11 protein-coding genes and 1 other annotated feature are annotated in these 12,873 nt (G+C 29.1%); of the genes, 1 reads left to right on the top strand and 10 read right to left on the bottom strand.

The features are described 5' to 3' along the window. Positions 1-34: 34 nt before the first annotated feature. A complete protein-coding gene (locus ACN6I1_RS03130) occupies positions 35-1,711 on the bottom strand; it encodes a ribonuclease J (RefSeq protein WP_093430348.1) in 1,677 nt (558 codons plus the stop codon). A gap of 225 nt (positions 1,712-1,936) precedes the next feature. On the opposite strand from ACN6I1_RS03130, the gene ACN6I1_RS03125 reads away from it, so the two are divergent. Next, positions 1,937-2,674 (top strand): metal-dependent hydrolase, encoded by a 738-nt coding sequence (locus ACN6I1_RS03125; RefSeq protein WP_035114365.1) that lies wholly within the window; start codon positions 1,937-1,939, stop codon positions 2,672-2,674. Between the two features lie 21 nt (positions 2,675-2,695). Here the strand turns inward: ACN6I1_RS03125 and ACN6I1_RS03120 are convergent, their stop codons facing one another. From ACN6I1_RS03120 to mnmA, 9 genes are all read right to left on the bottom strand, one after another. After that, positions 2,696-3,130: a Fur family transcriptional regulator gene (locus ACN6I1_RS03120; RefSeq protein ID WP_025161654.1), complete on the bottom strand. Its 435-nt coding sequence runs from the start codon at positions 3,128-3,130 to the stop codon at positions 2,696-2,698. A gap of 174 nt (positions 3,131-3,304) precedes the next feature. Next, positions 3,305-4,276: an LCP family protein gene (locus tag ACN6I1_RS03115; RefSeq protein WP_419742681.1), complete on the bottom strand. Its 972-nt coding sequence runs from the start codon at positions 4,274-4,276 to the stop codon at positions 3,305-3,307. A gap of 85 nt (positions 4,277-4,361) precedes the next feature. Continuing rightward, the gene (locus ACN6I1_RS03110; RefSeq protein ID WP_419742680.1) at positions 4,362-5,123 is read right to left on the bottom strand and encodes a YdcF family protein; all 762 of its coding nucleotides are present in this window, start codon (positions 5,121-5,123) and stop codon (positions 4,362-4,364) included. A gap of 97 nt (positions 5,124-5,220) precedes the next feature. After that, complete coding sequence (locus ACN6I1_RS03105; protein ID WP_419742679.1) at positions 5,221-5,490, bottom strand: DUF1292 domain-containing protein; 270 nt, start codon at positions 5,488-5,490, stop codon at positions 5,221-5,223. 68 nt (positions 5,491-5,558) lie between these two features. Then, positions 5,559-5,987: a Holliday junction resolvase RuvX gene (gene ruvX / locus ACN6I1_RS03100; RefSeq protein WP_085282558.1), complete on the bottom strand. Its 429-nt coding sequence runs from the start codon at positions 5,985-5,987 to the stop codon at positions 5,559-5,561. A gap of 142 nt (positions 5,988-6,129) precedes the next feature. Next, complete coding sequence (locus ACN6I1_RS03095) at positions 6,130-8,298, bottom strand: hypothetical protein (protein WP_419742678.1); 2,169 nt, start codon at positions 8,296-8,298, stop codon at positions 6,130-6,132. Positions 8,299-8,307: 9 nt separating this feature from the next. Then, positions 8,308-8,568: an IreB family regulatory phosphoprotein gene (locus tag ACN6I1_RS03090; RefSeq protein WP_021429857.1), complete on the bottom strand. Its 261-nt coding sequence runs from the start codon at positions 8,566-8,568 to the stop codon at positions 8,308-8,310. A gap of 38 nt (positions 8,569-8,606) precedes the next feature. Next, on the bottom strand, positions 8,607-11,252 hold the full coding sequence (gene alaS, locus ACN6I1_RS03085; protein ID WP_419742677.1) for an alanine--tRNA ligase: 2,646 nt from the start codon (positions 11,250-11,252) through the stop codon (positions 8,607-8,609). 230 nt (positions 11,253-11,482) lie between these two features. Next, positions 11,483-11,704, bottom strand: a binding site (T-box leader). A 69-nt stretch (positions 11,705-11,773) separates the two neighbouring features. Beyond that, positions 11,774-12,859 (bottom strand): tRNA 2-thiouridine(34) synthase MnmA, encoded by a 1,086-nt coding sequence (gene mnmA / locus ACN6I1_RS03080; protein ID WP_021429864.1) that lies wholly within the window; start codon positions 12,857-12,859, stop codon positions 11,774-11,776. Positions 12,860-12,873 lie beyond the last annotated feature (14 nt).

Here is a 12,873-nt window from a genome sequence, read left to right as displayed (position 1 = left end):
TTGAATATAATATATTATATTCAATCTTTCTGTTTTATACCTCCATTATAATAGGAAGTATCATAGGATTTCTCTTAGTTCTTTGATATAAGTACTCTTTTAAGTTATCCTTTATATTATTTTTTAAGTAAGCCCATTCTTTTATATGACTTTGCTCACAAGCTATTAAAACATTCTTTATAACAGTCTTAGCTCCATCCATTAAGTCCTCAGACTCTCTTACATATACAAATCCTCTAGATATTATATCTGGCCCTGCTAAAACTTTTCCATCTTCTTTAGATATTGTAACTACAACTATCATTAATCCATCTTCTGATAGATGCTTTCTATCTCTTAAAACTATATTTCCTACATCTCCAACTCCAAGTCCATCAACTAATACATTTCCAGTTGGTACATGTGATGCAACTTTTGCTGAAGTTTTATCTAATTCTAAAACTTCACCTGTTTTCATTACAAATATATTTTGACTTGGCATCCCTAAATCTTCTGCTACCTCTGCATGTTTCTTTAACATTCTGAACTCACCATGAGCAGGCATGAAGAACTTAGGAGCTACTAATCTGTGCATTAATTTTAATTCTTCTTGTCTAGCATGACCTGAAACGTGTATATCCGCTGCATCATCATAAACAACTTCTGCACCTTTTTCAAATAAACAGTTTACAACTTTAGAAATAAGTTTTTCATTCCCTGGTATTGGATGTGCTGATATTATTACTAAATCACCTTGTCTTATTTCTACTTTTTTATGTTCAGCTGATGCCATTCTAGCAAGTGCTGACATAGGCTCTCCTTGAGATCCAGTTGTTATTATAACTAATTCATTGTCTTCATATCTATGAATATCATTTAAATCTATTATCATTTCATCATCTATGTCTATATAGCCTAATTCTCTTGCTACAGCCATAACATTAACCATAGATCTTCCTGATACAGCAACTTTTCTTCCAAATTTTTGAGCAGCATTAACAATTTGTTGTAATCTGTGTATATTAGAAGCAAATGTTGCAACTATTATTCTGCTGTTGTTAGCCTTTGCAAATAATCCATCCAGACCTGTTCCTACAGTTCTTTCTGATGGGTTGTATCCTGGTCTTTCAATGTTTGTACTATCAGCAAGCATTAATAATACGCCTTTTTTGCTTAATTCACATATTCTTTGAAAATCCATTACTTCTCCATCTATAGGAGTTAGGTCTATTTTAAAGTCCCCTGTATGGAATATTATCCCTTGGTCAGTGTGAACTGCTATTGCACAAGCATCTGGTATACTATGATTTACTTTTAAAAACTCTACTTCAAAGTTTTTAAGATTTATAGCTTGACCTGGAGTTATAACATTTAAATTTACATTATTTAATTTGTGTTCTTTTAATTTTACTTGTATAAGTCCAACCGTTAACTTAGAAGCATATACTGGAACATTTATCTTTTTTAATACATATGGTAATGCTCCGATATGGTCCTCATGACCATGAGTTATAAATATTCCCTTAACTCTGTCCTTATTCTTCACTAAGTAAGTTACATCTGGTATAACTATATCTACCCCTAGCATCTCTTCTTCTGGAAAACTTAACCCTGAATCTATAACGATAATTTCATCTTTATATTCAATGACAGTCATGTTTTTTCCGATTTCGTTTAGCCCACCCAGAGCCATAACTTTAATTTTATTCAAACTCTTTTTGAACAATTGCATCATCTCCTTTTGTCCTAACTTTTCGCACTTTTTAAATCTCACTCTTTAAACGTTCCTTAACGAACATACAAATAATATCAAATCACGCACTCTTTACCAGTTATTATAATTGTATCACAAGTTGAAGTATATTTTAAGATATATTTAAAATACATTTACCGTATTGTTTTGACAAACTATAATTATTTTGCTATTCTCAAAATATAATATTTGGGGGAGGTTATAATGCGTGGTAAAACTCATTTCACTATAGGTATATTAGCTTCACTGCAAGCTTCTATCCTATTTAATAAGCCAATTTCTCTAATGAATATTGGAATATGTTCATTATTTTCAATATTACCTGATTTAGACACGTCAAACTCCGTTATATCTAATACACTTTTAAATCATAATACATCTAAAAAGATTTATAAGATTATTGTTTATACATTAGATATATTAATTTTTTTAATATCTTTAAAAATAAATGAAAATTTTTTCATAAGTTCAGTAATAACATTTATAGCAATAATAATATTAGAAGCTAAAATTAATCATGGCTTTTTAAGAAAGCTATTTTTATCTCTAATATTTTTACTTTTAGCAATTTGCATATATTTAGCTAATGGTAAATTCTATTTTATTCTATTTAATATTGTTTTAGCTTCTTTCCCTTGGTTAAAACACAGGAAATTATCACATAGTATTTTAGCAATCTTAATCATAAGTTTTTTACTTAAACAAATTGAGTTATTAACTAATATATCAAATTTATGCTTTTTTGGAACTATCGGATATGCATCTCATTTATTTTTAGGAGATTTATTTACAAAATCAGGAATACCACTTTTTTATCCTATCAGTGAAAAGAAATTTTCTCTTGGATTTTTAAGAGTTGGAGGGCGTTTAAGCAATATATTAGAAATTCTATTTATATTAATACTAATATTATGTATTTTGTTAACTCTATCAAAATTTTAAGCCCCAATAAGGGGCCCATCTTTACTTACAGGATTCGCATAAACCATAAAATTTAAGATCGTGGTCTATTATGCTAAAATTATATAATTTTTGTATTTCCAGTTCTATAGAATCTAGTAAATCTTCTTTTACCTCTATTATCTTCCCACAGTTTTTACATATTAAATGATGATGATTGTGTGCATCAGAGTCATCTAAATCGATTTCATATCTTATGCATCCATCATCTAAGTTTAATTTAGAAATTGCACCAACTTCATCTAGTAATTGCATTGTTCTATAAACTGTAGCAAGTCCTATTTCTGGACAATCAACTCTTACTAGGTCATATATTTCTTCACTACTTAAATGTTCATCCTTATGCTTTAGTAACGTCTCTACAATAGCTCTTCTTTGAGGAGTTATTTTAAATCCCGTTTCCTTTAACTTTTCCTTTAATATATCCATTTGATTCATTTTACATTTACCGCCTTCATTTTCAAATGATAATCTTTATTAATTATTGTACTCCATTGTTCTCCTTTTGTCAATATACCTACAAATTTACACTTAGATTAATTAAATAAAAGTAAAGGCTTTTAACCTTTACTTTTATAATAATACCCAAAGTTGATGGGTTTTAAATAAATTTTATTTATTATAAATAAAATTATTTAAAACTTTTAAATTTTCTGTCTTATCCCACTTAACAACAAAGCTATTGTCTTTTTTAAGTCTTCCAGACTCTCTATATTCTGCAACCGGAAATTCCATTTGATTTAATTCATAATTATATAATTCTTTAGATGTCATAGCTATTGTAAGAAGTTTAGATATAGGTAAATTTACATCTACATAAGGCATCATTTCTTTTATAACCTTTGGATAACTACTTACAGGAAGTTCTACTAATTTATTAGCTATACTTTTTAATACATCTCTTTGTCTTTTATCTCTTTCATATATACTATCAATTTGTCTTATTCTAGCATAAGCTAATGCTTGGTATCCATTTAATAGTTGTTTACCTTCAAATCTTATAAATTGCGGCTCTTCACCTTTATCTTTTGCTACTTTAAAAGAGTTTACTATTATATCATTTAAATGCTCTATTTCATTTTTTTGAATATCCACTTCAACGCCACCCAAGGTATCAACTAAATCTATAAAAGAATTAAAGTTTACAGCTACATATCCATCTAAATCTATATTCAAATTTTTTTCTATAGTCTCTAGTAATAACTTAGATTTTCCATATGCATATGCATGAGTTAACTTTTCATACCCATGTCCAGGAATGTTTACTAACGTATCTCTTGCTAATGAAGTTAGTTTTAAATTTTTATTATCTTTATCTATAGTAAGAATTATCATAGAATCTGATCTTCCTACCTTATCAAAACCACTTGAATCACTTCCTATTAGCAATATATTAGATACATTTTTATTTTTTTCTTTAGTATTTTTATCTAACTTCTCTTGCTGTACACTACTTTTACTATTGTTGACAGTAGCTTGTTCTATAGATTTACTATAATTATTTAACGCATATATATTGCTTAAAGTAGATGTAATTACAACAATAGCACTCAATACTACACAATACTTTTTAAATTTATTCATATTTCATTGCCCCTTATACTTTCATTAACTTTATTTTATCCATATAAATAAATTTAAATCTTAATTTATAAAATTTTAGATTATCTTATAAATTAGGTAATACATCAAATATCATAGTTTTTATAGTTGCAAAAAACTCTCTTGCATAATAAACTGGTACAAACTTACTTATAGATTTGCTAGTGTAAAAATTAACATTTCCATATCCATTTACTTTGGCTAATATAAAGCTCCTAAAACTGTGAAAATCAGTAGTAACAACCTTTACATTAAGATTTTTTATATCTTTATTACTATTTTTTTCTATTTTTTCTTTACTGTATTTAAAGTTTTCATATGTATTTGTAGACTTATCTTCTAGTATTATTTTATTTTTGTTTACACCATGTTCTACTAAATAATTTTCCATAGCTTTTGCCTCTGAAAGTTTTTCATCACTTCCTTTTCCTCCAGATACAACAATATAACAATCATCTTTACTATCATCTAAATATTGAATAGCTTTATCAAGTCTTCCTCTTAATGTTAAACTTGGTGTAGTATTTTTAACTGATGCACCTAGTACAATCAAATAATCACACTTATCTTCTACATTGTTTTTCGGGAAAAATATTAATGCAGCTTCTACTATCAAAAATATAGATAGAATTATAGTTAAAAATATTTTAAATACATTCTTTAATTTTTCATTAACATGTATTTTGTTTTTTACAAAATGATATATTATAAGTAAAACACCTATAACTAAAAAGAAGCTTCCAAAGGCCATTCCTCCATAAAATAATTCTAGATAGCTAAAGTAACATACCCCTAATATCCCTACTAATATATCTAAATATTTAATCATCTAACTCCTCCTATGTAAAATTCACTTCGTTTTAATCGTAAAAAGGGAGCACCTTAAAGGATACTCCCATTTATAAACTATACAATTTTAATATTAACTATTCTTCGTCGAAGTTTAATCCTTCTTCTTCCATTAAAGTATTGTATACAGCTACAACTGTCTCATACTCTTCGTCACTTTCAAGTGGAGTTAATATATCTCCCTCTTCATCTGTGTCAATTCTAAATATTAAAGCTTCTTCAGCATCATTATCTTCTAAAGGCATAAGTATTGCATACTCTTTTCCTTCTGCTTCTAAAGTTAATATTATTTCAAATTGTATTTCATTTCCATCTTGGTCTATTAAGTTTACTATATTTTCTTGCATGTATACCACCTCAAATTTTAATTATTTAAATATATTATAACTTATATCAATGTTATTTTACATAGATTTTAGAAAATTCTTTTACTATCTAAATAACCTTGTAAAATTATTACTGCCGCAAGCATATCAATTACTTTTTTTCTTTTTTCTCTTCTAACGTCAGCTTCTATTAAAGATCTTTCTGCCGCAACTGTAGATAATCTTTCATCCCAGTATTCTATTTTTATACCCGTTTCTTGTTCTAATAACTCACAAAATTTTATAACTTTTTCTCCTTGTGGTCCTAATGTTCCATTCATATTTTTAGGAAGTCCTGAAACTATCTTATTAACTTGTCTTTCTTTTATAATAGCTTTTAATTCCTCTATATCTTTTTTCTTTCCAACTCTTCTTACAGTCTTAACTCCTTGTGCCGTAATTCCCATAAGGTCGCTAACTGCAACTCCTATAGTTTTATCTCCTACATCAAGACCCATTATTCTTCCGTCTAATATCATTTAATTCTCCTTGGTCAACCAAATTTAATAATTATTCATTATATGTATATACTATATTCTTATTGTACTCTAATTTCAACACATTATGTACAGAAAAAATTAACCTAGATACTATTTTTTTAATATCTAGGTTAACATTATATTACTCTTTATCAAAAATCATCATATTTACACTCATAACCAATATCGGTACTAATATATAAATAGATGCTGTTCCAGCCGCAACTATTCCTGAATCATTAAAAATTAAAGTAACTATACACCCTACTGTTGTTGCTACAAATCCCTTAAATATATAAGGATATTTTTCTGACAACTTCTTAAAATGATTAGCAGGTTTAAAAATAAACTTAGTCATATATCCAGCAACTACTAAAGCTACAACAATTAATATATTGCTAGTTGCAATATCTACATTCATTTGTATTTTTCTAGTAAATGTTTGAACTATAGCAATTGGCCCATTTGCAGATATCTGGTTTACAAATCCAGATAAATGAGACTGACTTTTAGAAACTACATCTAGTGCTGCAAATATACAAACAATCATTACTGGCACAAGTGATAGTAATATGCTCTTTTTAAGATCCATCTTAACATCAAATGCAAGTAATAAAAATAATGTATATGCCACTGATTCTGATATCGCTCCTCCAACATTTGCTCCCATTGATGGATAAGCACTAGTTATAAGTATAATTAAAGATGTAACAACTAAAACCCATTTAGGTATTTTTTTATAGTTCACTAATACTGACATTGCAAATATAGCGCATCCTATAGTTATACCTTCATATTCATTTCCAACACCATAGTATCTAGCACCTATTATTGCATCATAACTCATTATGTTATTTTGCATTAAGTGAGTTCCAAATATAGAATCAACCACTATTACTATAATAGTAAGTATAGAGAAGAATGTCATATACTTAATATCATCTTTAAAGAAAATTTTTCCTATTAAATATAACACCAATAAGGTTCCAAATATCCCTAATGTTATACTAGTTGGAGTTGCAAAATTAAAAATAGGCGAAACTATAAACGCTAAAGGTATTACCACCCCTAGTTTTATAAATTCTTTTAATATGCTAAAAACTAATTCTTTTTTAGGTAGTTTTTTTCTAAAGAAAATTAATAATACTGTACATATAATCCATGCTGCTGCAACTATTCCCACAGTAGTATTTACAATAGGAGTTCTCACTCCTAACATAGATACCATTTTATCAAATTCATGATTGATAAAACTTATATTATCTTCTTTATTAACTTCCTCAAATTCTCTTCCTACCATTTTTTCATTTTTCAAGCCAAACTTAGAAAGTATATCTACTCCTATATCTAAGTTTCCAACTACACCTTCTCTTCTTGTTGTAGCAGATTTTAAAACTCCCTTTTGAGATCCTTCAAATTTAATTACAGGAGATAACCTTTTTTGATTTTTATAATCTGCTTTACTTGGAAAAGCTGACATTATATAAATTGTATCATTTTCATCAACCATTTTGAAAACTTCTTGTAAATAATCATCTATATTTTTATAAATATTTTTTTTCATATTATTGTAAGTTTTTTCATTTAAATGGTTTTTGTAATCATCTAATCTATACGTATCTCCAAGTTCAACAAATAAAACATCACTATTATCATAAAACTTTTTAGTTTCACTTTTTAGTTTGTTGTAATCTGTTCTTATTCCATAGGGCATAGTGTTGTCTTTGATATTTATATTATCTACATTACCATCGTCAACTCTACCTATGTTATCCATAGCCATTAAAGCTATATTTCTATTTTTTATTAGTTCTCCATTATTAACTCTATCGGCGTTACCTATAACAGATGCCCTTAATTTATGATTTGATAAAGTCTGTCCTAACGATCCAAGCACAGAACCATAAGAACCATTCTCTAAGTTCTCACTTAGAGAATGGTTTATTGTCATATCATTTATTTTCTTGGGATTGTGTCCTGTTTCAGCTTTATACGCCTTCGCATTACCTTTGTTAACTTCTTCAAAGTTAATTAGGCTCTGGTCTGGCAAGGTAACTTTTCCTCCAGCACCTACAGCTGCATATGACCTTCTGTCATCTGTTCCTCTATCACCTCTAATATTCATAAGCCCTATATAGCCTTCTTTTTCCATCTTTTTAGATAGAGAATCTATACTTAGCATGTCTTCAAGGCCAGTCCTATTTAAATCAATCACTATCGCCTTGCCTTTATCATCAGCAAAACAGATGCTAGGAACAGAACTTATAAGTATCATTAAAATTGTTAATAAGGATACAATCTTTTTTTTCATAAGATTGACCTACTTTCTATTGTTCAAATAATAAGTGATAACCTCTTCTAATATTTCATCTCTTTCAAATTTCTTCATTATCCCTCTAGCATTATTGTGACTTGTTATATAACTAGAATCTCCTGAAAGTATATATCCTATAATTTGATTTATTGGGTTATATCCTTTCTCTTGAAGTGAATCATAAACTAAATCGATAGCCTCACTAACACTCATTTGTTCAGATGTTATACCTTCGAATTTCATTGTATAATCCATATTTTCATTCATACTACAACACCCCTATCTTTAATATTTATTTAAAATTATTATTTCACTTGAGTTTTTAAAACCTCTTTTGCATGATTTAAAGCTTCGTCAACCTTAGCTACATCTGGAGCTCCAGCTTGTGCCATATTAGGTCTTCCTCCACCTTTTCCTCCTGCTACTTGAGCTACTTCTCTAACTATATTTCCAGCGTGAACACCTTTTTCAAGTACATCTTTAGTAGCTGTAGCAACAAAGTTTATTTTTTCTCCTGCTACATTTCCTAATACTACTACTCCAGAAGCTAACTTGTCTCTTAAAGTATCTGCAGTATTTCTAAGTGTATCCATATCCATATTTTCAAACTTAGCTGTTACTATATTTACTCCATTTATATCTGTCTTAGAGTCTAATATAGAGTCTGCAGATTGTAAGCTCATTTTTGCTTTTACTTCATTTAATTCTTTAGCTAATGACTTGTTTTCATCTAATAAGTTAGTTACTCTTGCTACTAAATTATCTTCTTTAGCTTTAACAGATGTGCACACTTCATTTATTAAATCTTGCTTGTTATTTAAGAAGTAATATACTTCTTTACCAGTTATAGCTTCTATTCTTCTTACTCCTGCTGCAACTCCACCTTCAGAAAGTATCTTAAACATACCTATTTGAGAAGTGTTTGTTAAGTGAGTACCTCCACATAATTCCATAGAGAATTCTCCCATTGAAACAACTCTTACTTCATCACCATATTTTTCTCCGAATAATGCTGTTGCACCTTTTTGACCAGCTTCTGTCATACTCATAGTTTCACAAGTTATATCTAACGACTCAAATATAATATTGTTTACTTTTTCTTCAATAAGCTTTAACTCATCTTTTGATATAGATTCAAAGTGAGTTACGTCAAATCTTAATCTTTCTGGAGTAACAAGTGATCCAGCTTGGTTTACGTGATCTCCTAAAACTTCTTTTAATACTTTATGAAGAACATGTGTAGCACTGTGGTTTCTTGCTGAAGCTAATCTAACTTCTTTATCAACCTTAGTATATACTACATCTTCAAGTTTTATAATTCCTGATTTAACTATACATACATGCTTTATAGTGTTATTTGGACCTTTTTTAGTATCTAAAACTTCTACTACTAAATCTTCGTTTTTATTAACTAAAAGACCTTTGTCTCCAACTTGTCCTCCACCTTCTGCATAAAATGCAGTTTTATCAAGAACTATTATAACTTCATCACCAACACTTGCTGAGTCTACTAATTCATTATTTTTAGCTATTCCCTTAACAGTTGATTCTATAGATAGAATATCATATCCTTCAAAATTTGTAACTATATCTTTATCTAATTTAGCTATAGCATCTTCTTTCCATGCTTCTGCATCCATATTTCCTCTTGCATCTCTAGCTGTTTGTCTTTGTTTTTCCATTTCAGACTTGAAGCCTTCTTCATCTATTTCTAAATGTTCTTCTTCTAATATCTCTTTTGTTAAGTCAACAGGGAATCCATAAGTATCATATAATCTAAATGCATTCTCTCCACTTAAAGTTTTCTCATTTTTAGCTTTTAACTCTTCTATATATGAAGATAATATTTCATTACCTTTATCTATAGTTTCATTAAACTTTTCTTCTTCTATTCTTATAACTTTTTTAATGTAGTCAGCTTTTTCAACTAACTCTGGGTAAGCTTCTCCACTTACAGATATAACTTCATCAACTAAGTTGTATAAGAATGGATCTTTCATCCCAAGTAATTTACCATTACGAGCAGCTCTTCTTAATAATCTTCTTAATACGTATCCTCTACCTTCATTTGATGGTAAAACTCCATCCGCAACTAAGAAACTTACACTTCTTATATGATCAGTTATTATTCTTATAGATTTATCAGTTTTGTAATCTTTTCCATATGTTGAATTTGTCATTTTCTCAACAGCATTTAATATTTGCTTTATAGTATCTACATCAAATATAGTGTCAACTCCTTGCATTATACATGCAATTCTTTCAAGACCCATACCTGTATCTATGTTTTTGTTCTCTAATGGATTGTAATTTCCTTCTTCATCTTTGTTAAATTGAGAGAAAACATGGTTCCAGAATTCTAAGTATCTATCACAATCACATCCTGGTTTACAATCTGGATTATCACATCCATACTCTTCACCTCTATCAAAGTGAATTTCTGAACAAGGTCCACAAGCACCAGTTCCTATTTCCCAGAAGTTATCTTCTTTTCCTAGTCTTACTATTCTTTCTTTTGGTATACCTATTTCTTTTTCCCATATTTCAAAAGCTTCGTCATCTTCAAAGTATACACTTACCCATACTTTATCTTGAGGTATGTTTAAATGTTCTGTAACAAACTCCCATCCCCATTTTAAAGTTTCTTCTTTAAAGTAATCTCCAAAAGAGAAGTTTCCAAGCATTTCGAATAATGTAGCATGTCTAGCTGTAACCCCTACATTTTCTATATCTCCTGTTCTTACACACTTTTGACAAGTAGTCATTCTCTTACTTGGTGGAATCTCTGTTCCTGAAAAATAATTTTTAAGAGGTGCCATACCTGCATTTATTAATAATAAACTTTTATCATTATGTGGCACTAATGAATAACTTGGTTGAACTAAGTGTCCTTTTGATTCAAAGAATTTTAAAAATTTACTTCTTATTTCGTTTAATCCCATTTTTTGCATTTTAAATTTCCTCCTTAAATTTGCTACTTTTCTATGAATTAAAAAATTCGCTTTGCTTGAGCGACTACGTCTGCGAACCACTTTATTTCGCCAACGACTTCGTCCGTTGCTCAAAATCTTTTTTACGCCCAAAACATAGTAAATTTATATAACTAAGTTTCATAGGTCGTTCATAATTTTTTAGCAAGCATAATTTCCTTAAGCGTAAAAAATCCCCGCCTCTATAATACTATAGGGGCGAGGATATATCTCGCGGTACCACCCTAATTACTGTAAAAAATCTACAGTATCTTCGGAAAACCTTAAGTTATAACGGAACTACCGTCAACTCCTACTTAGTTTCAAAGTTGATACTCCAAGACTGCTTCAACTAATCTATCATAAGGGCTTTCACCTATTCCCTCTCTCTGTAATGCATCAATTAATTTACTATTTCTTTTCACTGTATTTAAAATTATTTTATTTCTATATGATTAATAGTTATATTACTAAATTTTATGAAAATAATCAATAGTTTTTTATTATAGGCTTTTTTCTATTACGCCTCCACCTACAACTTTTTCTCCATCATACATAACAACTGATTGACCTTTAGTTATAGCTCTTTGTGGTTGGTCAAATACTATTTTAAATGTATTTTCTCCAACTTTAGTTACTGTAGCATCTGATGCTTTTGCTGAATATCTAACTTTAGCTTGTACTCTTATAGGTTCATTTATATCATCTATTGAGATTAAATTTACATCCCTAGCTATTAATGCATTTGAGAATATATCTTCATTATCACCTAATACAACTGTATTTTTAACTGGGTCTATATCAACAACAAACATAGGCTTTCCAAATGCAATTCCTAACCCTTTTCTTTGACCTATAGTGTAATTTATTATTCCCTTATGCTTTCCTAATACATTACCATTAGTATCTACGAAAAATCCTGGATCAATTCTCTTTTTAGAATGTTTCTGTACATAGCCTGCATAGTCATTATCTTTTACAAAACATATTTCTTGACTATCTGGTTTATTGTGAACTTCTATACCTATCTCTTTTGCAATCTCTCTAACTTTATCTTTTTCATACTCGCCTATAGGAAGTAAAGTATGTTCTAATTGCTCTTGAGTTAAATTGTATAATGCGTAAGTTTGGTCTTTTTTATCCGTAACAGACTTTTTAAGTAAATATCTACCTGTCTCTTCATCTTTTTCTATTTTAGCGTAATGTCCTGTAGCTACATAATCACATCCTATTTGGCGAGCTTTATTAAAGAAATCATCAAATTTTATATGCTTATTACAAGCTATACAAGGATTTGGAGTTCTTCCGTTTAAATATTCATCTATAAATGGTTCGATTACCTTCTCTTTAAATACCTCGCTAAAGTTTAATACATAAAAAGGTATCCCTATTCTATCAGCAACTTTTCTCGCATCTTCAACTGCTGCTAATGAACAACATCCACCCTCATTTTCTATAAGTTCATCATCATCGTCTTGCCATAATTTCATAGTAACACCTATTACATCATATCCTTGCTCTTTTAAAAGATACGCTGCAACAGAACTATCTACTCCACCACTCATACCGATCATTACTCTTTTTTTCATATTATCACCTCGTT

Origin of the sequence: Paraclostridium dentum (genome assembly GCF_048568265.1) — a bacterium.
Taxonomy (GTDB): Bacteria; Bacillota; Clostridia; order Peptostreptococcales; family Peptostreptococcaceae; genus Paraclostridium; species Paraclostridium dentum.
The sequence above is the reverse complement of the archived record's forward strand: the minus strand, read 5'-3'. Positions and strand labels throughout refer to the sequence as shown.

What these genes read in the sequence shown, in the direction of transcription:
- ACN6I1_RS03130 (WP_093430348.1), bottom strand. Translation starts at nt 1,711, where the DNA reads ATGCAATTGTTCAAAAAGAGTTTGAATAAAATTAAAGTTATGGCTCTG.
- ACN6I1_RS03125 (WP_035114365.1), top strand. Translation starts at nt 1,937, where the DNA reads ATGCGTGGTAAAACTCATTTCACTATAGGTATATTAGCTTCACTGCAA.
- ACN6I1_RS03120 (WP_025161654.1), bottom strand. Translation starts at nt 3,130, where the DNA reads ATGAATCAAATGGATATATTAAAGGAAAAGTTAAAGGAAACGGGATTT.
- ACN6I1_RS03115 (WP_419742681.1), bottom strand. Translation starts at nt 4,276, where the DNA reads ATGAATAAATTTAAAAAGTATTGTGTAGTATTGAGTGCTATTGTTGTA.
- ACN6I1_RS03110 (WP_419742680.1), bottom strand. Translation starts at nt 5,123, where the DNA reads ATGATTAAATATTTAGATATATTAGTAGGGATATTAGGGGTATGTTAC.
- ACN6I1_RS03105 (WP_419742679.1), bottom strand. Translation starts at nt 5,490, where the DNA reads ATGCAAGAAAATATAGTAAACTTAATAGACCAAGATGGAAATGAAATA.
- ruvX (WP_085282558.1), bottom strand. Translation starts at nt 5,987, where the DNA reads ATGATATTAGACGGAAGAATAATGGGTCTTGATGTAGGAGATAAAACT.
- ACN6I1_RS03095 (WP_419742678.1), bottom strand. Translation starts at nt 8,298, where the DNA reads ATGAAAAAAAAGATTGTATCCTTATTAACAATTTTAATGATACTTATA.
- ACN6I1_RS03090 (WP_021429857.1), bottom strand. Translation starts at nt 8,568, where the DNA reads ATGAATGAAAATATGGATTATACAATGAAATTCGAAGGTATAACATCT.
- alaS (WP_419742677.1), bottom strand. Translation starts at nt 11,252, where the DNA reads ATGCAAAAAATGGGATTAAACGAAATAAGAAGTAAATTTTTAAAATTC.
- mnmA (WP_021429864.1), bottom strand. Translation starts at nt 12,859, where the DNA reads ATGAAAAAAAGAGTAATGATCGGTATGAGTGGTGGAGTAGATAGTTCT.